At 42.5% G+C, this 24842-nt stretch carries 40 protein-coding genes; 2 read left to right on the forward strand and 38 right to left on the reverse strand.

What is annotated here, in order from left to right:
• Positions 1-43: 43 nt before the first annotated feature.
• Together CDH51_RS08490 and CDH51_RS08495 are read right to left on the reverse strand one after the other, a co-directional pair.
• Complete coding sequence (locus CDH51_RS08490; RefSeq protein ID WP_157807079.1) at positions 44-850, reverse strand: SDR family NAD(P)-dependent oxidoreductase; 807 nt, start codon at positions 848-850, stop codon at positions 44-46.
• 29 nt (positions 851-879) lie between these two features.
• A complete protein-coding gene (locus CDH51_RS08495) occupies positions 880-1656 on the reverse strand; it encodes a glucose 1-dehydrogenase (protein WP_100628244.1) in 777 nt (258 codons plus the stop codon).
• Between the two features lie 207 nt (positions 1657-1863).
• On the opposite strand from CDH51_RS08495, the gene CDH51_RS08500 reads away from it, so the two are divergent.
• A complete protein-coding gene (locus tag CDH51_RS08500; RefSeq protein ID WP_100628245.1) occupies positions 1864-2892 on the forward strand; it encodes an NAD-dependent epimerase/dehydratase family protein in 1029 nt (342 codons plus the stop codon).
• Positions 2893-2926: 34 nt separating this feature from the next.
• On the forward strand, positions 2927-3742 hold the full coding sequence (locus CDH51_RS08505; RefSeq protein WP_100628246.1) for an SDR family oxidoreductase: 816 nt from the start codon (positions 2927-2929) through the stop codon (positions 3740-3742).
• Between the two features lie 236 nt (positions 3743-3978).
• Here the strand turns inward: CDH51_RS08505 and eno are convergent, their stop codons facing one another.
• From eno to CDH51_RS08685, 36 genes are all read right to left on the reverse strand, one after another.
• A complete protein-coding gene (gene eno / locus CDH51_RS08510; RefSeq protein ID WP_100628247.1) occupies positions 3979-5262 on the reverse strand; it encodes a phosphopyruvate hydratase in 1284 nt (427 codons plus the stop codon).
• 18 nt (positions 5263-5280) lie between these two features.
• The gene (gene carA, locus CDH51_RS08515; protein ID WP_100628248.1) at positions 5281-6378 is read right to left on the reverse strand and encodes a glutamine-hydrolyzing carbamoyl-phosphate synthase small subunit; all 1098 of its coding nucleotides are present in this window, start codon (positions 6376-6378) and stop codon (positions 5281-5283) included.
• Between the two features lie 113 nt (positions 6379-6491).
• The gene (gene rplQ, locus CDH51_RS08520; protein WP_100628249.1) at positions 6492-7058 is read right to left on the reverse strand and encodes a 50S ribosomal protein L17; all 567 of its coding nucleotides are present in this window, start codon (positions 7056-7058) and stop codon (positions 6492-6494) included.
• A gap of 5 nt (positions 7059-7063) precedes the next feature.
• A complete protein-coding gene (locus tag CDH51_RS08525) occupies positions 7064-8053 on the reverse strand; it encodes a DNA-directed RNA polymerase subunit alpha (protein ID WP_026945215.1) in 990 nt (329 codons plus the stop codon).
• A 36-nt stretch (positions 8054-8089) separates the two neighbouring features.
• Positions 8090-8698: a 30S ribosomal protein S4 gene (rpsD, locus tag CDH51_RS08530; protein ID WP_026945214.1), complete on the reverse strand. Its 609-nt coding sequence runs from the start codon at positions 8696-8698 to the stop codon at positions 8090-8092.
• Between the two features lie 18 nt (positions 8699-8716).
• Positions 8717-9115, reverse strand: a complete 399-nt coding sequence (gene rpsK / locus CDH51_RS08535; protein ID WP_024284790.1) for a 30S ribosomal protein S11 — start codon at positions 9113-9115, stop codon at positions 8717-8719.
• Positions 9116-9130: 15 nt separating this feature from the next.
• A complete protein-coding gene (gene rpsM / locus CDH51_RS08540) occupies positions 9131-9508 on the reverse strand; it encodes a 30S ribosomal protein S13 (protein ID WP_024284789.1) in 378 nt (125 codons plus the stop codon).
• 4 nt (positions 9509-9512) lie between these two features.
• Complete coding sequence (gene ykgO, locus CDH51_RS08545; protein ID WP_081701372.1) at positions 9513-9629, reverse strand: type B 50S ribosomal protein L36; 117 nt, start codon at positions 9627-9629, stop codon at positions 9513-9515.
• Between the two features lie 63 nt (positions 9630-9692).
• A complete protein-coding gene (infA, locus tag CDH51_RS08550) occupies positions 9693-9911 on the reverse strand; it encodes a translation initiation factor IF-1 (protein WP_008202999.1) in 219 nt (72 codons plus the stop codon).
• A 1-nt stretch (position 9912) separates the two neighbouring features.
• Positions 9913-10686, reverse strand: a complete 774-nt coding sequence (gene map / locus CDH51_RS08555) for a type I methionyl aminopeptidase (RefSeq protein ID WP_026945213.1) — start codon at positions 10684-10686, stop codon at positions 9913-9915.
• A gap of 1 nt (position 10687) precedes the next feature.
• Positions 10688-12007 (reverse strand): preprotein translocase subunit SecY, encoded by a 1320-nt coding sequence (secY, locus tag CDH51_RS08560; RefSeq protein ID WP_100628250.1) that lies wholly within the window; start codon positions 12005-12007, stop codon positions 10688-10690.
• Between the two features lie 4 nt (positions 12008-12011).
• Entirely contained in the window at positions 12012-12458 is a 447-nt protein-coding gene (gene rplO, locus CDH51_RS08565; protein ID WP_100628251.1) for a 50S ribosomal protein L15, read from the reverse strand.
• A 2-nt stretch (positions 12459-12460) separates the two neighbouring features.
• Complete coding sequence (rpmD, locus tag CDH51_RS08570; RefSeq protein ID WP_024284785.1) at positions 12461-12640, reverse strand: 50S ribosomal protein L30; 180 nt, start codon at positions 12638-12640, stop codon at positions 12461-12463.
• 4 nt (positions 12641-12644) lie between these two features.
• Positions 12645-13163, reverse strand: coding sequence for a 30S ribosomal protein S5 (rpsE, locus tag CDH51_RS08575; RefSeq protein ID WP_024284784.1), 519 nt, complete (start codon positions 13161-13163; stop codon positions 12645-12647).
• Between the two features lie 6 nt (positions 13164-13169).
• Entirely contained in the window at positions 13170-13520 is a 351-nt protein-coding gene (rplR, locus tag CDH51_RS08580; protein ID WP_024284783.1) for a 50S ribosomal protein L18, read from the reverse strand.
• 6 nt (positions 13521-13526) lie between these two features.
• Positions 13527-14084 (reverse strand): 50S ribosomal protein L6, encoded by a 558-nt coding sequence (gene rplF / locus CDH51_RS08585; RefSeq protein WP_024284782.1) that lies wholly within the window; start codon positions 14082-14084, stop codon positions 13527-13529.
• Between the two features lie 9 nt (positions 14085-14093).
• On the reverse strand, positions 14094-14489 hold the full coding sequence (gene rpsH / locus CDH51_RS08590) for a 30S ribosomal protein S8 (RefSeq protein WP_026945209.1): 396 nt from the start codon (positions 14487-14489) through the stop codon (positions 14094-14096).
• Positions 14490-14571: 82 nt separating this feature from the next.
• Positions 14572-14841, reverse strand: coding sequence for a 30S ribosomal protein S14 (rpsN, locus tag CDH51_RS08595; protein WP_024284780.1), 270 nt, complete (start codon positions 14839-14841; stop codon positions 14572-14574).
• A gap of 1 nt (position 14842) precedes the next feature.
• Entirely contained in the window at positions 14843-15403 is a 561-nt protein-coding gene (gene rplE, locus CDH51_RS08600; RefSeq protein ID WP_026945208.1) for a 50S ribosomal protein L5, read from the reverse strand.
• Entirely contained in the window at positions 15396-15740 is a 345-nt protein-coding gene (gene rplX, locus CDH51_RS08605; RefSeq protein WP_024284778.1) for a 50S ribosomal protein L24, read from the reverse strand. The genes rplE and rplX overlap by 8 nt, the downstream gene beginning before the upstream one ends.
• A 2-nt stretch (positions 15741-15742) precedes the next feature.
• Positions 15743-16111: a 50S ribosomal protein L14 gene (gene rplN, locus CDH51_RS08610; protein ID WP_024284777.1), complete on the reverse strand. Its 369-nt coding sequence runs from the start codon at positions 16109-16111 to the stop codon at positions 15743-15745.
• 2 nt (positions 16112-16113) lie between these two features.
• Positions 16114-16377 carry a 30S ribosomal protein S17 gene (rpsQ, locus tag CDH51_RS08615; protein ID WP_100628252.1) on the reverse strand — a complete coding sequence of 88 codons (264 nt, stop codon included), beginning with the start codon at positions 16375-16377 and terminating at the stop codon, positions 16114-16116.
• 18 nt (positions 16378-16395) lie between these two features.
• Positions 16396-16578 (reverse strand): 50S ribosomal protein L29, encoded by a 183-nt coding sequence (gene rpmC, locus CDH51_RS08620; protein ID WP_024284775.1) that lies wholly within the window; start codon positions 16576-16578, stop codon positions 16396-16398.
• Positions 16579-16586: 8 nt separating this feature from the next.
• Positions 16587-17006, reverse strand: a complete 420-nt coding sequence (rplP, locus tag CDH51_RS08625; RefSeq protein ID WP_026945207.1) for a 50S ribosomal protein L16 — start codon at positions 17004-17006, stop codon at positions 16587-16589.
• 23 nt (positions 17007-17029) lie between these two features.
• On the reverse strand, positions 17030-17755 hold the full coding sequence (gene rpsC, locus CDH51_RS08630; RefSeq protein WP_024284773.1) for a 30S ribosomal protein S3: 726 nt from the start codon (positions 17753-17755) through the stop codon (positions 17030-17032).
• Positions 17756-17764: 9 nt separating this feature from the next.
• Entirely contained in the window at positions 17765-18157 is a 393-nt protein-coding gene (gene rplV / locus CDH51_RS08635) for a 50S ribosomal protein L22 (protein WP_024284772.1), read from the reverse strand.
• A 2-nt stretch (positions 18158-18159) separates the two neighbouring features.
• Positions 18160-18438: a 30S ribosomal protein S19 gene (rpsS, locus tag CDH51_RS08640; protein WP_024284771.1), complete on the reverse strand. Its 279-nt coding sequence runs from the start codon at positions 18436-18438 to the stop codon at positions 18160-18162.
• 2 nt (positions 18439-18440) lie between these two features.
• Positions 18441-19265, reverse strand: a complete 825-nt coding sequence (gene rplB, locus CDH51_RS08645; RefSeq protein WP_024284770.1) for a 50S ribosomal protein L2 — start codon at positions 19263-19265, stop codon at positions 18441-18443.
• 13 nt (positions 19266-19278) lie between these two features.
• Positions 19279-19566, reverse strand: a complete 288-nt coding sequence (gene rplW / locus CDH51_RS08650; RefSeq protein ID WP_024284769.1) for a 50S ribosomal protein L23 — start codon at positions 19564-19566, stop codon at positions 19279-19281.
• A 4-nt stretch (positions 19567-19570) separates the two neighbouring features.
• Complete coding sequence (rplD, locus tag CDH51_RS08655; protein ID WP_026945204.1) at positions 19571-20200, reverse strand: 50S ribosomal protein L4; 630 nt, start codon at positions 20198-20200, stop codon at positions 19571-19573.
• A 3-nt stretch (positions 20201-20203) separates the two neighbouring features.
• Positions 20204-20836, reverse strand: a complete 633-nt coding sequence (gene rplC, locus CDH51_RS08660) for a 50S ribosomal protein L3 (protein WP_026945203.1) — start codon at positions 20834-20836, stop codon at positions 20204-20206.
• Between the two features lie 246 nt (positions 20837-21082).
• The gene (rpsJ, locus tag CDH51_RS08665; protein ID WP_024284766.1) at positions 21083-21388 is read right to left on the reverse strand and encodes a 30S ribosomal protein S10; all 306 of its coding nucleotides are present in this window, start codon (positions 21386-21388) and stop codon (positions 21083-21085) included.
• 12 nt (positions 21389-21400) lie between these two features.
• Positions 21401-23524 carry an elongation factor G gene (gene fusA / locus CDH51_RS08670; RefSeq protein ID WP_100628253.1) on the reverse strand — a complete coding sequence of 708 codons (2124 nt, stop codon included), beginning with the start codon at positions 23522-23524 and terminating at the stop codon, positions 21401-21403.
• Between the two features lie 6 nt (positions 23525-23530).
• Positions 23531-23998, reverse strand: coding sequence for a 30S ribosomal protein S7 (rpsG, locus tag CDH51_RS08675; RefSeq protein WP_024284764.1), 468 nt, complete (start codon positions 23996-23998; stop codon positions 23531-23533).
• A 19-nt stretch (positions 23999-24017) separates the two neighbouring features.
• A complete protein-coding gene (rpsL, locus tag CDH51_RS08680) occupies positions 24018-24407 on the reverse strand; it encodes a 30S ribosomal protein S12 (RefSeq protein WP_009034221.1) in 390 nt (129 codons plus the stop codon).
• Positions 24408-24505: 98 nt separating this feature from the next.
• A complete protein-coding gene (locus CDH51_RS08685) occupies positions 24506-24820 on the reverse strand; it encodes a DUF3467 domain-containing protein (protein ID WP_024284763.1) in 315 nt (104 codons plus the stop codon).
• Positions 24821-24842: the final 22 nt, after the last annotated feature.

Consider the following 24842-nt stretch of genomic DNA (forward strand, 5'->3'; position numbering starts at 1 on the left):
ACGAAACGGATATGAGAACTTTGAAACAGCCTGAGATTAAAGATTAATCCTCTTTTTTCGGCATTTTACTTTCATATCGACCGCCACCATCAAGTGTCAGGTCGACTCCGGTCACCCAGGATGCCGCTTTACTCATCAAAAACATGATACCGTGGGCTATGTCAGCTGGAAAGCCTCTACGCTTCATCACAATAGAATCGTTGATTTTTTGCAGCATTTCCATGGTAAATCCTGCATCTAGAGTAGACTCTCCATTGTCTACTGAGCCTATGATTACGGTATTGAATCGGACCTTGGGACCAGAAATTACAGCCATACTTTTTGCCATATTCAGCAAGGCAGCTTTCGCAGTACTGTATTCAATGAATTCCGGAGAAGGAGTATTTCCTACTCTTGAATTGGAAAAAATCACAGAGGCATTTTCTTCTTTTTCCAAGTAAGGCATACAAAACTTGGTCAGGTTGTACGCACTCAGCGTGTTTAATTTGTACGAATTGACCATCTTCTCTGTATCCGACCCCCAAATCGGAGTAGCAGCTCCCCAGCCTACATTATTGACCAGTCCTGAGATCTTTCCGAATTTAGCTACCACTTTATCTACCAATTCCTTCATTTGGTTTTCATCCGTAGAGTCGGCTACTAACCCAAGTGTTTCTTTTCCTGTTGCCTTTTGGATCTCTGAGGCTACTTTGTTTACCCGCTCCTGATTGATATCCGTGATGACTACATTGGCCCCGAGATTTCCAAGGAGCTCAGCAAGGGCACTACCAATAGCGCCTGCGCCACCGGTGATGATAATTACTTTGTTTTCGAAACTGAATAGGTCATTCAGCAATTCTGTCTTTTTCATGGTAAAAATATTTAAGTTGAGAATAGGTATTAATCGAGGGTTTGGACACCACCACCATTTACAAATAGTACCTGACCGCTTACCCATTCAGAAATAGGGGCAGCGAAATAGAGGACAGCCCCAGAGATATCTTCCACTTCTCCAAGTCTCTTGATCGGTGTACCTGCTAGCATTTTTTCTTCAATTTCCGGTGTAAGTACACTTGCTAATGCAGCAGTTTTTGTAGCTCCCGGTCCGACGCAATTGACTCTAATCCCAAAGGGACCATAGTCATAGGCAAGATTGGCCGACATATGGTTCAGTGCTGCTTTTGATCCAGCGTATGCACTCATGTTTGGACTTTTATTGATGGAGCCCATCGAAGTGATATTGACAATCGATCCATATCCACCGTCCTTCATATGAGGAGCGCAGAGCTGAGATAATCTCCACGCAGAAAAAAGATTAAGTTCAAAAACCCAAGCAAATCTTTTTACATCGATCTTGAAAGGGCTCTCCCTTCCTCCTCCTCCGCCACCGGCGTTATTGATCAGAATATGAACCCCGCCTAGTTCTTTGACTGTACGCTCCACGAGATTGACCAAATGATCATCGTCGGTAACATTACACTCCACCGCAATGGCTTTTCCGCCACCTTTTTTGATTTCTTCAGCTACTTCTTCAGCATCTGAAAGTTTCAAATCGCTTACTGCTACTGCAGCACCTGCCTGTGCAAGAATTAAGGCGCTTGCCTTACCGATGCCATTTCCACCTCCCGTGACGATGGCAACTTTGTTTTTTAGATCGAAAAGATTTGTAAGTGACATATAATTTAAAGTTTGAATAAAAATAAAAGTTTTTTTTTCATAATTAAGGAAAAATAAAAAGTTTTTTTTTAAATAATTATATTTCTATTGAAAACAGGATGGATTAGAGTTTCAGTTCACAAAGTCAGTGTCCTACAAACCTTGGTTCAAATAAGGCTAATGAGTCTTCTACCCTGAGTATTTCACAGATTAAATCAACAAATCGCTATGAAAAATGAGCATCAACCAAATCCCCTCTTAGTATCAATTATCGGTGGTACAGGTCAATTAGGACATTTTGTTGCCAAGCATCTATACAGCAGAGGTCACCTCGTTCAGGCTATTGGGATAGGGGAGCCTCCTAAGCCTGGTTTTTTACCAAAAGAGACAAAAATTGAACTTGTAGATACAAGCACATTAAGTATAAAACAGTTGGCTGAACTTCTAAAGGGAAGCGATGTGGTGATCCACGCGGCAGGTGCCGATGGGCGTGCTCTATTTGATATTCCGGCTATAGAAGGTTATAGGAAACAGAATGTGAAACCCATTGAAGACCTCATCGAAGCAATGAAACTGATAGGATCTAAGAAGCTCATTGTGTTGGGCTCTTATTATACGTATATGGATCGAATCTCTCCAGATCTGAGAATTCCTGACTACAGCCCATATGTCAAATCCAGAGTAGAACAAGCGGAATTAGTAATGAACCAAACCCCACCAGATTGGGAAGTAGGTGTTTTAGAGTTGCCCTATATTTTTGGAGCTGCGCCGGGAAAAGGTACGCTATGGAATTTTTACATCGATATGATCCAAACAGCAACGGAGGAAGTTGCCGTCCATAGTGGAGGAACTGCATGCATTACAATGAATCAGGTGGGGATTGCTGCTGCAAATGCCTGTGAACTATCAATTGGAAAAAGGTTCTTTCCTATCGGAAATGTCAATCTCAAGTATCGAGAGATTTTTGAACATTTTGCTTCAGTACTTGGCTCTAAGGTGCCAATAAAAGATAAACCCGCTGAATACTTTTTGGAAAAAGCGAAAAAGCAAGCAAAAGCATTGAAAAGCATGGGTAAGGAAAGTGCCTATGATCCTATCAAATTGCTGGAGTGGGAGAGTTTGGACTTTTATATCACTCCTTCTTATTCGATGAACTTCCTTCAATTTCAAGAGGAAGATATTCACAAAGCTATTCAAGAAAGCGTGGAAGCTACATTAAAATATGAAAGTAAAGGACCGGGTTCGCTAATGAAATGATTTTTGAAACAGTCACATTTTAAACTCATAAAATATGCAAGAGCAAAAAAACATCATCGTCACTGGTTCAAGCAGTGGCATGGGAAAGGCCAGCAAAGAACTTCTCCAAGAATTTGGAGCCAATGTGATAGGTATATCACAGGTAGCGGGTGAAGAAATACAGGCAGATTTATCCTCCCAGGAAGGAGTAAAGCAGGCAATCGAACAAATCATCCACCTGACCGGAGGAAAAGTTGATGGAGTGTTTGCAAATGCAGGTATGGATAATGAAAATGCTGAGTTGGTTTTTGGATTGAATTATTTTGGCATCATCCAATTATTGGAAGGGTTGAAGCCGTACCTCTCTAAAAATAAAAATGGAAGGGTTTTGATCAATTCGTCTAACTCAGTGGTAGTGACACCTGAAATTCCATTGGAACCCGTAGAAGCTTTGTTAGCAATGGATAAAGCAAAGGCCATGAAGTTGATGTCGAAATACCCTCATTGGACTTATCAAGTCAGCAAAACGGCCATTACATTTTGGGCTAGAAAAGCGGCGTCTTCTTGGGCTGAATCAGGCATTAGTATGAATATCCTTGCTCCTGGAGCCGTACTCACACCTTTGATAGAGAATGACCTGAAAGATCCCAGAAAGGCAGCGGGAATAAATATGCTTCCTAAACCTCTTGGAAGCATTCCTAAGCCTGAGGATATCGCTCCTTTGGTCAAATTTCTTTTACTGGATAATTCCAAATTTATTGTCGGTCAATACATCATCATCGATGGAGGTACTGAAGCCACTTGGAAATCTGCTGATTTTCCAAAAACCTGGGATATCAGCCTAGATGATTTTCGGAAAAAGTTAAGTTAAGGCAAATATCTTCATCAAAAATAATTCTGATTTGAGGACCGTTTTTTTTTTAAATCACAGCCCTTTTCAGCGCATATTACTTACAACTGACAGAATTGAAGCCTCTGGATTGACTTCAGAGAGAATATTTGTTCCTATAGCATCAAAGATTAAAAAATGAAAGGCAGCCAATCAGCTGCCTTTCCATATAAAGTCTGTCTTAAAGCTTAAATGCTATTCATCGATTGAAATCGAATTTATTTAAGGCGTCCTTTAAATACAGCTGATTCACCTAATTGCTCTTCGATTCTTAGCAATTGATTGTACTTAGCCATACGATCAGATCGAGAAGCTGATCCAGTCTTAATCTGTCCAGTATTTAAAGCTACCGCCAAATCTGCGATGGTAGAATCTTCAGTTTCACCGGATCTGTGAGACATCACAGCGGTAAACCCAGCCTTATGAGCCATATTCACAGCATTGATCGTCTCAGTTAATGTACCGATCTGATTAACCTTGATTAAGATTGAGTTGGCAGATTTCTCTTGGATTCCACGCTCCAAAAACTTCACATTAGTCACGAAAAGATCGTCACCAACTAACTGCACACGATCACCGATTTTGGCAGTCAGCATTGCCCAACCTTCCCAGTCATCTTCTGCACACCCATCCTCGATCGAGTCGATTGGATACTTTTCAGTCAACTCAGCCAAATAAGCCACTTGCTCTTCTCTGGAACGAACTTGACCAGATGGACCTTCAAATTTGGAATAATCGTACTTGCCATCCACAAAAAACTCAGAAGCAGCGCAGTCCAAAGCGATTGTGACTTGCTCTCCAGCTTTGTAGCCAGCTTTTGAGATTGCATCTAGAATACTTCCTAGTGCTTCCTCCGTTCCACCAGAGAAATTCGGCGCAAATCCACCTTCATCCCCTACTGCAGTCACCAGATTTTTATCGTGAAGAATCTTCTTCAAGTGATGGAAAATCTCAGCTCCCATTCGGATGGCCTCAGAGAAACTTTCTGCTCCAACGGGACGAATCATAAATTCCTGAAATGCAATAGGTGCATCAGAATGAGATCCTCCGTTGATGATGTTCATCATTGGAACTGGAAGTGTGTTGGCATTTACGCCACCGATGTATCGGTATAAAGGCTGTCCTGATTCCATCGCAGCAGCTTTTGCCACAGCAAGTGAAACACCCAAAATAGCATTTGCCCCTAATTTGCCTTTGTTTGGAGTGCCATCAAGCTCAATCATGATCTGATCGATCAAGTTTTGCTCAAAGACATCAAAGCCAACAAGCTCGGATGCGATGATATCATTGACATTGGCAACGGCTTTTAGAACGCCTTTGCCCAAGTATACATTTTTGTCTCCGTCTCTAAGTTCTACAGCTTCATTGGCACCGGTAGAAGCACCACTAGGTACTGCAGCTCGGCCAAATGCGCCATTTTCAGTAACGACATCTACCTCGATAGTAGGATTTCCTCTAGAGTCGAGGATTTGTCTTGCATGAATTGATTGAATCAAAGTCATAGTATAAAAGGTTTGAGATTAGTTTTTATTGATTAATGCGATAAAGTCATCGAAAAGATAGCGGGAATCGTGCGGTCCCGGAGAAGACTCGGGGTGGTACTGTACAGAGAAAGCGGGTTTGTTATTAAGCTTGATCCCTGCCACGGTATTATCATTCAGATGAACGTGTGTGATTTCGACTTCTGCATGTTTTTCGGCGTCCTCTCTTACGATATTGAAACCATGGTTTTGAGAGGTGATTTCACTTTTCCCTGTAAAGAGATTCTTAATCGGATGATTGATGCCTCTATGACCATGGTGCATCTTGAAGGTAGAAATTCCTACCGCTTCTGCAAGCAATTGATGTCCAAGGCAGATCCCAAAGACAGGCTTATTCGTAGCTAAAACATCCTTAACAGTTTCCACCGCATAATCCATGGCAGCAGGATCACCAGGTCCATTGGATAGGAAGTAAGCATCAGGTGCCCAAGTCTCCATTTCGGCTAGCGAGGTTTTAGCGGGGAAAACCTTGCAGTAGACACCACGCGAAGCGAGGTTTCGAAGAATATTCTTTTTGATTCCGAAATCCAGACAAGCAACGCGGATAGGAGCATCCTCATTGCCAAAAAAGTAAGGTTCCTTTGTACAGACTTGAGAGGAAAGTTCCAGCCCATTCATATCTGGAAGCTTTTCTAATTCCGCTTTAAGGCCTTCCAAATCTCCTTCATACTCAGAACTGATGATGGCATTCATCGCACCCTGAGAACGGATATGTCTCACGAGCTTTCTAGTATCAATATCTGCAATTCCGGTGATGCCATTGGAAACCAAATAGTCCTGCAATGAACCATGACCATCTAGTCTAGAGTAGATCTCGGAAAAACTATTCACCACGATACCACCAATCGTTGGATGGTCTGATTCTACTTCCTCATTATGGACACCATAATTGCCTATATGGGAGGTAGTGGTCACAATCACCTGTCCGGTGTAGGATGGGTCGGTATAAATTTCTTGGTATCCAGTCATACCGGTGTTGAAGCAAATTTCTCCACCATTTGTACCTGGATTTCCGATCAGCGAGCCATGGAAAATTGTTCCATCTGCAAGTAATAGGGTAGCTTTCTTTTTTATCATGATGTGAAGGATTGGCCAAAGTTAAATATTTCTGAGAAGGTGAGGAATCTATGGGCATAAAAAAAGGATTGAACTAACGTCCAATCCTTTAATTATATTCAGAGATCAACCATTTAGTTTTTCTCAGATTCTTCATTTGACTCATTAGAAGCATCATCTGCCTCGTTTGTAGGCTCTTTAGTTGAAGTTTCAGCTGCTTGAGCTGCTTCCTTCTTCTCAGCCGCTGGAGCTGCAGATGCAGTTTCAGTAGCCTTAGAACCTGAACCTCTACGAGATCTTCTGGTAGTCTTCTTAGCTGGCTTGCTATCTTTCAACATCAGCTCATTGAAGTCAACCAATTCGATGATACACATCTCAGCATTATCACCAAGACGAAATCCAGTTTTGATGATTCTAGTGTAACCACCTGGACGAGTACCCACTTTCGCGATTACTTCACCAAATAGTGCCTTGATACCATCCTTATTTTTAAGGTAAGAAAATGCAACTCGACGATTGTGAGTAGTATCTTCTTTTGCTCTCGTAATAAGAGGCTCTACGTATTTTTTTAATTCTTTAGCCTTTGCAAGCGTGGTAGAGATACGCTTGTGAAGAATCAAGGACGTGGCCATATTGGAGAGCATTGCTTTCCTGTGGGCTGCCTTTCTTCCAAGGTGGTTGAATTTCTTGCCGTGTCTCATTTTATTTATTCTTCATCAAGTTTATACTTTGAAATATCCATCCCAAAGGTCAATCCTTTGTCTTGGATCAACTGCTCCAATTCTGCAAGTGACTTCTTACCGAAGTTTCTGAATTTCATCATATCAGAAATTTCCAACTTAGCAAGATCACCCAAGGTCTTCACGTCAGCTGCTTTGAGACAATTGAATGCTCTTACGGAAAGGTCAAGATCACTCAATGAAGTTTTAAGAAGCTTACGCATGTGAAGGAATTCCTCATCAATTGGCTCTGGCTCAGCAATTCCCGTTGAATCCAAGACCATGGTCTGGTCAGAAAACAACATGAAGTGTTGAATCAGAATTTTAGCAGATTCTTGAAGTGCTTTCTCAGGGTGGATCGATCCATCTGTAGAAACTTCCAAGATTAGTTTTTCGAAGTCAGTTTTCTGCTCAACTCGCGTATTTTCTACACTATACTTTACATTCTTAATCGGTGTAAAGATGGCATCGATTGCGATTTGACCGAACACTTGCTCCTTTGGTTTGGACTCTTCAGCAGGTAGGTATCCTCTACCCTTTTCGATAGTGAGTTCAATTTCGAAAGTTTTGGACTCGTCAATGTGACAGATTACCAAATCCGGATTCAAGATCTCAAAAGAAGAGGTGAACTTGGCAATGTCCCCAGCAGTGAAGACAGACTGGTTTTTTACCTCCACAGTGATTTTTCCGTCAAAAGCTTCGTGAACTTTCTTGAAACGCACCTGCTTCAGGTTCAAAATAATGTCGGTCACATCTTCCACTACACCTTCGATGGTAGAAAACTCATGCACCACTCCAGGAATCTTGATGGAAGTGATGGCATAACCCTCCAGCGAAGAAAGCAATATCCTTCTCAGAGCGTTACCGATAGTAACTCCATACCCTTTTTCTAGTGGCTTAAAAGTGAAGAGGCCATGGAAGTCATCGGCTTTCTCCATTACCACTTTCTCGGGCATTTGAAATGCTAATATGGACATATATTGTTCGTTGTTTTTTGCTGAAAATAGGAAATATTACTTAGAGTAAAGTTCGACGATCAGCTGTTCTTTGATATTCTCAGGAATATCGTCACGAACAGGGATGCTAACAAACTTACCCGTCAAAGTAGGCTTATCAAACTCAAGCCAAGAGTATCTCTGCGCACCAGAGTTGCCTGCAAGACTACTCGTGATAGCTTCAAGAGATTTCGAACGCTCACGTACTGAAACCACGTCTCCGGGCTTCAATGAGTAAGACGGAATATTTACCACCTCACCATTCACAAGGATGTGCTTGTGAGAAACAAGCTGTCTTGCACCTCTACGAGTAGGAGCGATTCCCATTCTGTAAACGGTGTTGTCAAGTCTTGCCTCTAGAAGTTGAAGAAGGTTTTCACCGGTGATACCGCCCTTACGAGATGCGATGTCAAACATTTTGGCGAACTGGCGCTCCAATACACCATAGATGTATTTTGCTTTTTGCTTTTCAGCAAGCTGGATTGCGTATTCAGACTGCTTCTTTCTTCTACCTCTTCCGTGCTGTCCAGGAGGATAGTTTTTCTTCTGAAGTGCTTTGCTGTGCCCTTCGATAGGCTCGCCAAATTTTCTGGCGATCTTGGATTTAGGACCTGTATATCTAGCCATTCTTTTTCTTTTTTAAAATTAAACTCGTCTACGCTTAGGAGGTCTACAACCGTTATGTGGCATAGGAGTCACGTCGATAATGGTAGTCACATCCAATCCCACATTTTGCAACGTACGAATAGCTGATTCACGACCGGAACCAGGACCTTTGACAAAGACCTCAATTTTTCTCATTCCCAAGTCATAAGCAACTTGTCCGCAGTTTTGAGCGGCCATTTGCGCAGCATAAGGAGTGTTTTTCTTTGAACCTCTGAATCCCATTTTACCGGCAGACGCCCAAGAGATCACTTGTCCAGCATTGTTGGTAATGGAGATGATGATATTGTTGAATGAGGCTTTGATATGAGCTTGGCCTACTGCTTCAACTTTTACAACTCGCTTTTTACCTTTCGATTTATCGTTTCTTTTCTGAGCCATAATCTAATTCAGGTTTTATTTAGTTGCCTTCTTCTTGTTAGCAACAGTTTTACGCTTACCCTTTCTTGTTCTGGCGTTGTTTTTGGTCTTTTGACCACGCACAGGAAGGCCTTTTCTGTGTCTCAAGCCTCTGTAGCAACCGATATCCATCAATCGCTTGATGTTCAGTTGAACTTCAGATTTCAAAACACCTTCAGTCCGGAATTCTTCCGAAATGATATTTCGGATAGTAGTGGACTCGTCGTCATCCCATTCGCCAGCCTTCTTGTCAAAGGAAATTCCAGCTTTACTTAGGATCGCTCTGGCTGAGCTTCTACCGATACCGAAGATATAGGTAAGCCCGATTTCGCCTCGCTTATGGTCTGGTATATCTACACCTGCAATTCTAGCCATAATCTTAACCTTGTCTTTGTTTAAACTTAGGATTCTTTTTGTTGATGACGTAAAGCTTTCCTTTTCTTCTGATCACCTTACAGTCAGCGCTTCTCTTTTTGATAGATGCCCTTACTTTCATATGCTTATTAGTTGTTTTTTTAAGGCAATATAAAACCTGGTTTGAGGCCAGACTTTATTGCTTTTACTTATATCTGTATACAATTCTGCCTTTGGAAAGGTCGTATGGAGAAAGCTCCAGCTTAACCCGGTCACCTGGAAGGATTTTGATATAATTCATCCTCATCTTTCCAGATATGTGTGCAATGAGCTGATGTCCATTTTCCAGCTCTACTTTAAACATCGCGTTGGACAAGGCCTCGATTATAGTACCGTCCTGTTCGATTGAAGTTTGTTTAGCCATATTAGAATTTATAGTTCTCTTCTATGTACTTATGCGAAGTCAATATTTCAGTACGATCTTCAAAGATCGCAACCGTATGCTCATAATGTGCTGACGGCTTTCGATCGGCAGTCCGAATAGTCCAACCATCTCGTTCTTGCACGATATTTCGTGTACCAAGATTGACCATCGGCTCGATAGCTATGACCATGCCGTCTTTAAGCAATGGACCACTACCTTTTTTGCCATAATTAGGGACTTCAGGTGCTTCATGAAGATTCTTTCCTAGACCATGTCCTACCAGCTCGCGAACGACGGTATAACCTTTGGCCTCTACAAACTTCTGAATGGCATTCCCAATATCTCCAATACGATTGCCAAAAACTGCCTTTTCGATTCCCAGATATAATGAATCTTTGGTGGCGCGCAATAAATCTAAGACTGGGGATGATACTTCACCTACGGGATACGTATAAGCGGAATCGCTATGAAAACCTTGGTGAAAGACTCCACAATCTATCGAGATTATATCGCCATCTTTCAATTCATACTCGCTGGGAAATCCGTGAACTACTACTTCATTCACAGAAATACAGAGTGAAGCGGGGAAACCGCCATAACCTTTGAAAGAAGGAACGGCTTGATGATCCCTGATAAACTCTTCAGCAATTTTATCTAAGTAAGAGGTCTTTACCCCTACTTTGACATGCTTGGCTACTTCCCCGTGGGCTTTCGCCAAGATATCAGCACTCTCTTTTATCTTTTGAACCTCCTCAGAGGTTTTATAATGAATCATGTTAAGCTACTTGGTAATTCGAAGCGTTGTTCTTCATATTACCGCTCTTCATCATTCCTTCATAGTGACGCATTAGCAAATAACTTTCAATCTGTCTAAGCGTATCCATAATCACACCTACCATAATCAAAAGCGATGTACCTCCATAAAACTGAGCAAACTCACCACCAACACCTGCGATAATCGCAAGAGCAGGAAGAATGGCAACTACAGCTAATAGGATAGAACCTGGAAGCGTGATCTTAGAAATGATACCATCGATGAATTCAGAGGTAGGAGCACCAGGCTTGATACCAGGTACAAAACCTCCATTTCTCTTCATGTCTTCAGCTATTTGCTCAGGATTAACTGTAATAGCGGTATAGAAGAAAGTAAAGACGATGATCATCACTGCGAATACAAGATTGTACTGCCAAGAAGTAAAGTCAGAGAAGGTAGTACCAATGTAATTGGCAATATCACTCTCTCCAGCCCAAATCTGAGCGATCAAGGCAGGAACAAACATCAATGACTGGGCAAAGATAATGGGCATCACACCAGAAGCATTAACCTTAATAGGAATGTACTGTCGCTGTCCACCATATACTTTACCACCTACAACTTGCTTAGCGTATTGTACAGGAATTCTACGTGTAGCTTCTGTCAATGCCACTACCCCGACAACTACGAAGAAGAGAACGGCAGCTTCGATCAATAGTAGAAGTAGACCTGAAGATCCCTTTTCAAGAACCTCGGCGATAATTGCACCTGGGAATCTAGAGATGATACCGATCATGATCAGCATGGAAATACCATTACCGATTCCTTTTTCAGTAATCTTCTCACCCAACCACATACAGAACATAGTACCTGCAGAAAGCAATACCAATGAACTGAACATGAACAATCCGGTACTTACCATAACTGCGCCTGTCGGCAAAATCGTGGCAGTAACGTAACCGATACCTTGAGCAATAGTGATCAGAATAGTCAAAACTCGGGTTATCTGATTGATTCTTTTACGACCAGATTCACCCTCTTTTTGCATCTTCTGGAAATAGGGTACTCCGACAGTCAAAAGCTGCAACACGATGGAAGCAGAGATGTAGGGCATGATACCCAATCCGAAGATGGATGCATTACTAAAGGCACCACCTAGAAACGTATCAATCAAACCGAAGATACCTTCCTGAGGACCTCCCAACTTAGAGGGGTCGACACCAGGTAAAACGATAAAGGAACCTAATCGGAAAATAATTAGGAACCCAATCGTATTGAGAATTCTCACCCGAAGGTCTTCGATTGAAAAGATATTCTTAACTGTCGAAATAAACTTTTTCATTTAATCAAATCTTATTGACGGAACCGCCTGCTTTTTCAATAGCTTCAACGGCAGATGCCGAGAAAGCGTGTGCAGAAACAGCAACTTTTGAACTCAATTCACCACCACCTAGAACTTTTACTCTGTCATTTTTAGAAGCAACACCATGTGCAACCAAAGTAGCAAAGTCAAGCGTTTCTAGATTGTGAGTTTCTGCAAGGGCCTGCAAGGTATCCAAATTAATTGGCTTGTACTCTACCCTATTCAAACTTTTGAATCCAAATTTAGGAACTCTTCTCTGAAGTGGCATCTGACCACCTTCAAATCCAAGCTTCTTCTTATATCCAGATCTAGATTTAGCACCTTTGTGACCTCTTGTGGAGGTACCGCCTCGTCCAGAACCAGGACCTCTACCGATTCTCTTTCGGTTTTTAGTAGATCCTTCAGCTGGTTTTAATGTATGTAATTTCATGATTAAACCTCCTCTACTTTTACTAGGTGATTGACTTTCTTAACCATCCCTGCAATCTGAGGAGTATTTTCTACCTCTACAGATTTGCTAATTCGTCCAAGGCCCAAAGCAGTAATCGTAGCTTTTTGATCCTTTGGTCTTTTGATGGTAGATCTAACTTGCGTGATTTTTATCTTGGCCATGAGATTATCCGTTAAAAACTTTAGACATTTTCACTCCTCGCTGCTGAGATACTGCAATAGCATCACGCAAATTCATCAAAGCGTCGATAGTAGCTTTCACTACGTTGTGAGGATTGGAAGATCCTTTAGACTTAGCCAAAACGTCAGTGACGCCAGCTGATTCCAATACTGCACGCATCGCACCACCGGCTATTACACCTGTACCTGCTGCTGCTGGCTTGATAAGAACCAAACCACCACCGAATTTACCAATTTGCTCGTGAGGAATTGTACCTTTAAGTACTGGTACCTTCACAAGGTTCTTTTTAGCATCTTCGATTCCTTTTGTAATTGCATCAGTTACTTCATTGGCCTTACCCAATCCGTAACCTACTACACCGTTACCGTCACCTACTACCACGATAGAAGAGAAAGAGAATCGGCGTCCACCTTTCACTACTTTCGCTACTCGGTTGATAGCAACGACTTTTTCCTTAAGTTCTGTATCTGTAGCCCTGATAGGCTTTTTTCTTAGTTGAGACATCGCTGATTAAAATTTAAGGCCACCTTCTCTGGCTCCATCGGCCAAGGCTTTGATATTACCGTGAAACAAATAACCGTTTCTGTCAAAAACCACAGAACTTACACCGTTTGCAGTAGCTTTCTCAGCAAGTTTCTTACCTACTTCCTTAGAAATCTCTACATTGATATTACGCTCAACTCCCAATTCTTTGGAAGATGCATGCGCAAGCGTATGTCCTTTAAGGTCATCGACCAATTGTGCATAAATACCCGTGTTACTTTTGAACACAGATAAACGAGGTCTGGAATCGGTACCGGAAATTTTTCTACGGATACCCTGCTTGATTCTAAGTCTTCTGGAATTCTTATTAAATGCCATAACCTATTATTTTTTAGCGGCAGTTTTACCAGCCTTACGTCTAATTTGTTCACCAACAAATCGAACACCTTTACCTTTGTAAGGCTCGATTTTTCTAAGAGACCTGATTTTAGCAGCTACTTGTCCGATCAATTCCTTGTCGATTGCCTCGAGGGTGATGATCGGGTTTTTACCTTTAGCAGTCTCAGTCTTCACATTAATAGTCTCCGGCAAAGCGAAGAAGATATTGTGTGAATACCCTAAGTTCAACTCAAGAACTTGTCCTTGGTTAGTGGCTTTGTAACCTACACCCACAAGCTCAAGTTCTTTCTTATATCCTTCAGACACGCCGATGACCATGTTATTGATCAATGATCTGTAAAGACCGTGAAGCGACTTATGTCTTTTGGATTCAGTAGGACGAGAAACGACTACATCATTTCCCTCTACTGTCACTTTAATGTCAGGATTGACTTCCTGCACTAGTGTACCCTTTGGACCTTTAACAGTGACTACTCCATGAGCAGACACGTCTACAGTAACACCGCTGGGTAGATTTATTGGTTTTTTACCTATTCGTGACATGATAGTAAATTAATATACGTAGGCAAGTACTTCTCCTCCGATCCCTTCGGAGCGAGCTTCTTTATCAGTCATTACCCCTTTAGAGGTAGAGATGATGGCCACACCCAAACCGTTGATCACGCGGGGTAGCTCATCGTGTTTTGCATATTTTCTAAGACCTGGCTTACTTACGCGAGTCAGGTTTACGATTGCATTTTGCTTAGTAGTAGGATTGTACTTCAAAGCGATCTTGATCGTGCCTTGAGGTCCGTTATCTTCAAACTTATAGTTTTGGATATATCCTTTGTCATGCAATACTTTGGTGATCTCCTTCTTAATATTAGAAGCAGGGATCTCCACGATACGATGAGAGGCCTTGATGGCATTTCTCAATCGAGTCAAGTAATCAGCTATTGGATCAGTCATGGTATTTTAGTCTAGCTCCACCCTATTTTTGGGCGTGCAAAGTTACGAATTGATTTTTTAAATAAAAACTACTGTCGTGATTTTACCAGCTGGACTTCGTGATACCAGGGATCTTACCGGCAGAAGCCATTTCCCTAAATGTCACACGGTTGATACCAAACTTTCTCATGTATCCTTTCGGACGACCGGTAAGTTTGCATCGGTTGTGAAGTCTTACCGGAGAAGCGTTCTTCGGAAGCTTGTCAAGCGCCTCATAATCACCAGCTGCTTTCAGCTCAGCTCTTTTTTGGGCATACTTGGCTACCAAGCGCTCTCTTTTTCTCTCACGAGCTTTGATGGACTCTCTAGCCATATTATTCTGGATTATTTTTGTTTACGAAAGGCATTCCGAAAGCTTTCAAAAGTGCAAAGCTCTCTTCATCTGACGGTGCAGAAGTCACGAATGTGATATCCATGCCTGAGATTCGATTTACTTTTTCGATAGAGATTTCAGGGAAAATGATTTGCTCAGTTACTCCCAAAGTATAATTTCCTCTTCCATCGAAACCTTTGTCAGAAATTCCTTTGAAGTCACGTACACGTGGCAATGCCACTGTCATCAAACGATCAAGGAATTCATACATTCTGTCGCCACGCAAAGTCACTTTCGCTCCGATAGGCATTCCTTCACGAAGCTTAAAGTTGGATACGGATTTCTTAGCAATCGTAGCAACGGCACGCTGACCGCTGATCAATGAAAGCTCTTCTACTCCCTGATCTACCAACTTCTTGTCAGCTACTGCAGCACCGATACCTTTACTGATTACAATTTTGCTCAGCTTAGGAACTTGCATTACAGACTTGTACTGAAACTTCTCTTTTAGCCCTGGAACGATTTCGCTCAGGTACTTATCTTTCATTCTAGGATTAGCCATTGATCACCTCCCCAGTTTTCTTTGCGTATCTTACTAATTTACCGTTGTCGCCCATTTTGCGACCTATTCGGGTAGCTTCACCGCTTTTAGGGTCTACTAGCATCAAGTTACTGATGTGTACAGAAGCTTCCTTCTTTTCGATTCCACCCTGTGGTTTAGCGGCAGTAGGCTTGACATGCTTGGTCACCATATTGATTCCTTCTACAAATGCTCTTTGCTTTTGGGTATCAATAGCCAGGATTTTGCCTGTTTTCCCTTTATCATCACCAGCGATCACTTTTACAGTGTCTCCGGTTTTCACGTGCAGTTTTGTCTGCTTGTTGATTTTACTTGCCATGATTATAGTACTTCAGGGGCCAAGGAAACGATTTTCATATATTGCTTTTCACGGAGCTCACGAGCAACTGGGCCGAAGATACGGGTACCTCTTGGCTCATCGTTGTTGTTCAACAATACAGCAGCATTGTCTTCAAAACGAATGTAAGATCCATCTTTACGTCGTATTTCTTTACGAGTACGGACGATAACCGCTTTAGAAACGGTACCTTTTTTCATATTGCTGGAAGATAGGGCTGATTTAACAGTCACAACCACCTTGTCGCCGATGGAAGCATAACGCTTTCGCGTACCTCCCAAAACACGGATCACCAATACCTCTTTGGCACCGGAATTATCCGCCACGCTTAGTCTTGATTCTTGCTGTATCATGATTATTTAGCCCTTTCAATAATTTCAACTAATCTCCAACGCTTGTTCTTACTCAGCGGACGAGTTTCACTGATCTTAACGATGTCACCTGTGTTACATTCGTTTTTCTCGTCATGAGCCATGAATTTGGTAGTCTTCGCAACGAACTTGCCATAGATGCCGTGCTTCACACGACGCTCTACTGCTACAGTAATGGACTTATCCATTTTGCTGCTGATGACCTTACCTACTCTTTCTTTTCGAAGGTTTCTTTCGATCGTAGCCATTTTCTTTTCTGTTAGCTATTATTTGGATGCTAATGCAGTCTTCAATCTTGCGATAAGACGCTTAGTTTCACCAATTCGGTTAGGATTTTCAATTGGAGAAATTGAGTGAGCAAATTTCAACTTGCTCAGGTTCGCTTTCTCAGTGCTGATTCGCTCAGCGATTTCACTTGCGGAAAGTGAAGATATTTCTGCGTATTTCATTGTTCTGATTATTCTGCGTAATCTCTACGGACAATAAACTTTGTGCTAACTGGCAATTTCTGCTGAGCTAATCGGAGTGCCTCTTTGGCAGTCTCAATTGAGACTCCGGTAGCTTCAAACAAGATTGTTCCAGGCTTGATCACGGCTACCCAATACTCAGGAGCACCTTTACCTTTACCCATACGTACTTCAGCAGGCTTCTTGGTCACAGGCTTGTCCGGGAAAATCCGGATCCATACCTGACCTTCACGCTTCATAGCACGGGTCATTGCGATACGGGCTGCCTCAATCTGACGGGATGTAATCCATCCTGCTTCTAGAGACTTGATGCCAAAGTTGCCAAAAGCGAGCGTATGCCCCCTTTGTGCAATGCCTTTGACACGGCCCTTTTGCATTTTTCTATATTTAGTTCTTTTCGGCTGTAACATGATTTCTCACTTATCGGTGAAAATTAGCTATTTCTTTTTCTACGTCTTGGAGCTCTATCTCCTTTACCTGGTCCACGGCCCTTAGGATCCTGACCGGCACCTACGTTTGGAGAAAGGTCACGCTTTCCATAAACTTCCCCTTTGAAGATCCAAACTTTGATACCGATGATTCCATACACAGTCTGTGCTTCAGAGATCGCGTAATCAATGTCTGCTCTTAAAGTATGAAGTGGAATTCTTCCTTCTTTGTACATCTCAGATCGAGCCATTTCTGCTCCACCAAGACGACCGGAAAGCTTCACTTTGATCCCCTCGGCTCCTACTCGCATAGAGGCAGCAATAGCTTGCTTCATAGCGCGACGGAAAGAGATACGTGCCTGTAGCTGCTGAGCGATAGACTCACCTACTAGTTTGGCATCCAGTTCAGGTCTTTTGATTTCAAAGATATTGATCTGAATGTCCTTGTTAGTAAGCTTTTTCAATTCCTCTTTAAGCTTATCTACTTCGGCACCACCTTTACCAATCACTACTCCTGGACGGGCTGTGTGAATTGTCAAGGTGATTCTCTTAAGCGTGCGCTCAATGATCACTTTTGAAATTCCACCCTTAGGAATTCTGGCAAGGACGTACTTTCGGATTTTTTGATCTTCGTATAGTTTGTCAGCAAAGTCCTTTCCTCCGTACCAGTTGGAGTCCCAGCCCTTGACAATACCAAGTCGCAATCCTATTGGGTTGATCTTTTGTCCCATAGTTTGTTCTTAATTTGCCTGTTCGTTTGTTTCAACTATATCAGCGGTAACGTCCATGTCGTTGAATGCATCAACTACAAGAGTCACATGATTTGATCTTTTGCGGATTCTATGTCCACGGCCTTGGGGAGCAGGTCTCAATCTCTTGAGCGCTCTTCCTTCATCTACCATGATGGTTTTGATGTAAAGGTCTGCTTCTTCCAATTTGGCATCAGGATTCTTAGCCTGCCAATTGGCCACTGCGGAAAGAAGAAGTTTCTCCAGACGGATTGCTCCGTGATTTGGAGTGAACTTCAAAATGCTGAGGGCCAACCCTACTCTTTTACCTCTGACCAAGTCAGCGACAAGTCGCATTTTGCGCGGAGAGGTAGGAACGTTTTTTAATCTTGCTACTGCTTCCATGATTATCTCTTTCCTTTATCTTTTTTGGCAATGTGGCCTCTGAAATTTCTCGTCGGAGCAAATTCACCCAGCTTGTGTCCTACCATATTGTCTGTGACAAATACAGGAATGAATTTATTTCCATTATGCACAGCGAAGGTATGACCTACGAAATCCGGAGAAATCATGGAGCGTCGAGACCAAGTCTTGATGACAGATTTTTTGCCGGACTCGTTCATCGCGTCCACTTTCTTTAGAAGGTGATGCTCGATATAAGGACCTTTTTTTAATGAACGTGCCATGATTATTTAGATCTTTTACTAATGATGAACTTGTTTGAATACTTCTTAGGCGAACGAGTTTTCTTACCCTTGGCAAGAAGTCCGTTACGTGATCTTGGATGACCTCCGGATGAACGTCCTTCACCACCACCCATTGGGTGATCGACAGGGTTCATTGCTACACCTCTTACTCGAGGTCTTCTTCCGAGCCATCTCTTACGACCAGCCTTACCAAGCACCACGTTCATGTGGTCTCCATTAGATACCGTACCGATAGTGGCCATGCAAGTACCTAATACCATTCTCATTTCACCAGAAGGGAGTTTCAAAGTCACATATTTGCCCTCACGAGCAACGATCTGAGCATATCCACCAGCACTTCTTACCATTGCTGCACCTTTACCTGGCTTCAATTCCACACAGTGTACAATTGTACCCATTGGGATGTTAGCCATTGGCATAGCGTTACCCACTTCAGGAGCTACGCTTTCGCCAGCGATGACAGTCTGTCCTACTTGCAATCCTTCCGGAGCAATGATATAGGCTTTCGCACCATCGGCATAGTAAAGAAGTGCCAAACGGGCAGTTCTATTTGGATCATATTCGATCGCTTTGACTGTAGCAGGTACTCCAAACTTATTTCGCTTGAAGTCTACAATTCTCAGTCTTCGCTTGTGACCACCACCGATATAGCGGGCAGTCATTCTCCCTTGATTATTTCTACCGCCTGATTTCTTCAGTGGAGCAAGAAGGGACTTCTCTGGCGTTGACTTGGTGATCTCGTCAAACGCCGGAGCTACCCTGAATCTCGTTCCTGCTGTTACAGGCTTCAATTTTTTAATTGCCATGATCTTGATTCAATTAAATTTCTCCGTAAAAGTCGATTACCTCTCCGTCAGCTACCTGTACGAAGGCTTTCTTGAAAGCATTGGTAAATCCTGAAACGATACCTGCTTTGGTGTAGCGATTCTTACGCTTCGCAGCGTAACGCATGGTACGAATAGATACCACTTTGACACCATAAGTCTTTTCTATAGCGTTTTTGATTTCCGGCTTTTTAGCGGTACGGTCTACGACGAATCCATAGACACCACGCTCGTTCATAGCGGAAACTTTCTCTGTGATCAAAGGCTGCTTTAGAATGTCCATTGTCTTATTTTGATAAAATGGTTTCCAACTTACTTACAGAACCTTCGCAAAGCACCAAATGATCTGCATTAAGGACAGCGTAAGTATTTACATCATTTACATTGACAACTTTTGCCTTTGGGATATTACGGCTGGACAGGTAAACGTTTTTGTTGTCTTCTGGGAGAACCAACAGCGTCTTCTTATCGGATAGCGCCAATCCATTAAGCAATGCCAGGTAGGATTTAGTCTTGGGTGCTTCAAAGCTGAAGTTTTCCAAAACAGAAAGACTATTTTCTTTCACCTTGTATGCAAGGGCAGACTTTCTGGCAAGTTGTTTTACTTTTTTGTTCAATTTGAACGAGTAGTTTCTGGGCTTAGGACCAAAAACTCTACCTCCACCTCTGAAAATCGGAGACTTCAAAGATCCTGCACGAGCTGTACCGGTACCTTTTTGCTTCTTGATCTTCTTGGTAGATCCTGCGATTTCGTTTCGCTCTTTTGATTTATGTGTTCCCTGTCTCTGATTAGCCAGGTACTGCTTCACATCCAGATAGATGGCATTGTCATTCGGCTCAATCCCGAAGATTTCGTCTGACAATTGTACCTTTCTACCGGTATCTTGGCCTTGTTGATTTAATACTGCTAATTCCATGGCTTACTTCTCTAGAATTACGAAAGAGTTTTTGTGACCTGGTATTGAACCTGAAACCAACAGGAGGTTTTGCTCAGGGTAAATTTTCAATACTCTGAGGTTCAATACTTTCACACGATTTCCACCGGTTCTACCGGCCATTCGCATTCCCTTAAATACTCGGGATGGCCAAGAACAAGCACCAATGGATCCTGGGTGACGCTGTCTGTTGTGCTGACCGTGAGTTTGACCACCCACACCGGCAAAACCGTGACGCTTCACTACACCCTGGAAGCCTTTACCTTTAGAAGTACCGATAGCATCTACGAAGTCTCCTTCAATAAATACCTCTCCGGCCTTCACCGTAGCTCCAAGATCAACCTGGCCTTCAAACTCGACCCGGAAATCCCGAAACTCAACAACTTTCTGCTTTGGCGTGGTGCCGGCCTTTTTAAAGTGACCGATCAGTGGCTTAGGAGTATTCTTCTCCTTTCGCTCCCCATACGCCATTTGCACTGCGTTGTACCCGTCTGTTTCAACGTTTTTTACTTGCGTCACTACGCAAGGACCAGCCTCTATTAACGTGCATGCGACGTTACGTCCATCGGCACTGAAAATGCTAGTCATTCCTACTTTTTTTCCTATTATACCAGACATCTTTTGGAGATAATTTGATAATCCACAAGCATTTATGCGCTTGGGCCCTTTTTAAGGACTGCAAAGTTACTGAAATAAAATTCTGTAGCAAACCCCAACTCCTATATTTTCAAACAATTAGCTAGAATTTTGCGTAGCAGAGACTAATTTCATTTGGTTTGCAGCCGGATTTCTTCTGGAAATCTTTAGACAAAGAAAAGACCCACCTATTGGCGGGTCTTTGAGTTCCCAGAAATTTGTTTTCTGTCAGACTTTGATTTCGACGTCTACTCCACTTGGAAGTTCGATTTTCATCAAGGCGTCAACAGTCTTAGAAGAGTTTGAGTAGATATCTACCAATCTCTTGTAAGTACAAAGCTGATACTGATCTCTTGCTTTCTTATTTACGTGCGGAGACTTCAATACGGTGAATTTCTCCTTTTTGGTAGGCAAAGGAATCGGTCCGACTACCACAGCACCCGTCGCTTTGACGGCTTTCACGATCTTCTCTGATGACTTATCCACCAGGCTGTGATCGTATGATTTTAGTTTTATTCTGATTTTCTGATTCATCACAAATATTGATTAGGCATTCTGACCTTTTACGTTTGCTATTACAGTTTCCGCGATGTTGTTCGGAACAGGCTCATAGTGAGAGAATGTCAATGAAGCTGTAGCTCGACCTGAAGAGATGGTTCTCAAATCAGTGATATAGCCAAACAGTTCGGACAATGGAACAGAGGCTTTCACTACTGTAGAAGTCCCTTTGGTATCCATTCCTTTCATGAGTCCTCTTCTTCTATTCAAGTCACCGGTGATAGGACCCGTGTACTCATCTGGAGTCACCACGTCTACTGACATGATAGGCTCTAGGAGCTGAGGCTTACATCTCTTAGCTGCCTCTTTGAATCCTAGTCTTGCAGCCAATTCGAAAGAAAGGGCATCTGAATCGACGTCGTGGAATGATCCGTGGAACAATCTCACTTTCATTGATTCGATTGGATAGCCCGCCAAAGGACCATTCTTCATCGCTTCAGCAAATCCTTTCTGGATAGATGGGATAAATTCTTTTGGAATCACACCACCAACGATACCGTTTACGAAATCCAATCCTTGCTTGATCTCTCCTGTTTCAGGATCTGCTTCGCGTGGACCTAGTTCAAACACGATATCGGCAAATTTACCTTTACCACCTGTCTGCTTCTTATACACTTCCTTGTGCTCAATAGAACCAAACAAAGCTTCTTTGTAAGCAACTTGAGGAGCACCTTGGTTGATCTCAACCTTGAACTCACGCTTCAAACGGTCGATGATGATATCTAGGTGAAGCTCTCCCATACCTCTCAAGATAGTCTGACCAGTTTCGTGATCAGTATTTACTTGAAGTGTAGGATCTTCTTCTACTAGCTTGGCGATAGCCATACCCAATTTATCAACATCAGCCTGAGTTTTTGGCTCGATAGCGTATCCAATTACAGGCTCAGGGAAGATCATAGACTCCAATACAACTTTACGCTTTTCGTCGCAAAGGGTATCACCAGTCTTGATGTCCTTAAATCCTACTACCGCACCGATATCACCTGCGCGAAGTGCATCGATTTGATTTTGCTTGTTAGCGTGCATTTGGAATACACGAGAAATACGCTCTTTATTTCCAGAACGGCTATTGAATACATAAGAGCCAGAATCCAATCTACCTGAATAAGCTCTTACGAAGCATAGACGTCCTACGAATGGGTCAGTAGCAATTTTGAATGCTAGACCAGAGAAAGGCTCGTCCTCATCTGGAGCGATTCTTACCTCTTTCTCTTCATCATCCAAATCATGAGCGATGATATCGTCTTTGTCCATTGGAGAAGGAAGTAATTCCATCACCAAGTCAAGCATGGTCTGAACTCCTTTGTTTTTGAATGAAGATCCACAAACCATCGGTACAATCTTCATATCGATGGTAGCTGCACGAAGCGCGGTCAAGATTTCTTGCTCTGAGATAGAATCTGGATCGTCGAAGAATTTCTCCATCAACGATTCGTCATACTCTGCAACAGCTTCTAGCAAGTGCTCTCTCCACTGATCTACATCTTCTTGCATATCTTCAGGGATTGGAACCTCCTCGAAAGTCATTCCCATATCCTCTTCATTCCATACAATAGCTCTGTTATTGATCAAGTCAACAACACCTTTGAACTTATCTTCTGCACCGATAGGCAACTGCAAAGGAACTGCATAGCTACCCAACATATCCTTTACCTGCTTACACACGTCAAGGAAGTTAGCACCTGCACGGTCCATTTTGTTGACAAATCCGATACGAGCTACTTTGTAATTATCTGCTAGTCTCCAGTTGGTCTCCGACTGAGGTTCTACACCATCAACGGCACTGAAAAGGAATACCAATCCATCCAATACACGCAAGGAACGGTTTACCTCTACGGTAAAGTCAACGTGTCCCGGAGTATCGATGATGTTGATTTGGTATTTTTGATCTCTGTAGTTCCAGAATACGGTAGTCGCAGCTGAAGTAATGGTAATACCTCTTTCCTGCTCCTGAGCCATCCAGTCCATGGTAGCTGCTCCGTCGTGAACCTCACCGATTTTGTGAGATACACCTGAGTAAAAAAGGATCCGCTCAGTGGTGGTAGTTTTACCGGCATCAATGTGAGCGGCGATACCGATATTTCTGGTGTATTTTAAGTCTCTTTTAGCCATCCTTAATTAAAATCTAAAATGTGAGAATGCTTTGTTGGCTTCAGCCATTCTATGCGTATCATCTTTCTTCTTGACGGCAGCTCCTTCACCTTTAGCAGCAGCCATAATCTCTCCTGCTAGTCTATCCATCATCGTCTTTTCACCTCTTTTTCTTGCATAGTTGATCATCCACTTAATTCCAAGGGACATCTTCCGCTCTGGTCTGACTTCCATTGGAACTTGGAATGTAGCACCACCAACTCTACGACTCTTCACCTCTACGGATGGAGCAATATTGTTAAGCGCTTTTTTCCAAACTTCAAGACCATTCTCACCTACTTTTGCCTCCACTTTCTCGACTGCGTCGTAGAAAATGTTGTAAGCAATACTCTTCTTCCCGTCGATCATTAGACAGTTTACAAACTTGGTCACCAAAGTGTCATTGAACTTTGGATCGGGAAGAATATATCTCTTCTTTGGTTTCGCTTTTCTCATTTCTTTCTCTGATTACTGATTATTTTTTGGCTGCTGCAGCCTTTGGTCGTTTCGCACCGTACTTGGATCGGCCCTGCTTTCGGTCCTTCACACCAGCGGTATCTAGTGCACCTCGGATGATGTGATATCTCACACCTGGTAGATCTTTCACACGACCACCTCTGATCAATACGATAGAGTGCTCTTGTAGATTGTGACCTTCACCTGGAATGTAAGCGTTCACTTCTTTTCCATTTGTCAATCTAACCCTTGCCACCTTTCTCATCGCTGAGTTAGGCTTCTTAGGCGTGGTAGTGTATACTCTGGTACAAACCCCTCTTCGCTGTGGACATGCATCCAAAGCTCTTGATTTTGATTTGGTTTCCAGTGTAGTTCTACCTTTTCTTACTAACTGTTGAATAGTAGGCATTAACTGAAATTATTTAGTTGTCTTGTAAACTGTTGAATTTTGGACTGCAAAGGTAAATAAAGTAATAAGACTAACAAAATTAAGGAGTTATATTTTTGTTAGGCTTCTCCAGGAGTCCCAAAGCTAATCGGGAACTTGGACTGCTCATCTTGTGGGTTGATTTTTCCAAAAGCGGCCTCATACTTATCAATGTTGTCTTTTAATGCAGCCAACAATCTCTGGGCATGTTCCGGAGTAATAATCACTCTGGATTTTACTTTTGCCTTTGGAACACCAGGCATCATCCGGATGAAATCTATCACAAACTCTGAATTGGAGTGGGCGATCATGGCCAAATTACAATAAACGCCTTCTGCCACTTCTTCGCTCAATTCGACATTGATCTGTTGATCTGGTTTCTTTTGCTCGCTCATTTTCTTAGGATTAAAAAAGGCC

It is taken from the genome of Algoriphagus formosus, assembly GCF_002807035.1.
Lineage (GTDB): Bacteria > Bacteroidota > Bacteroidia > Cytophagales > Cyclobacteriaceae > Algoriphagus > Algoriphagus formosus.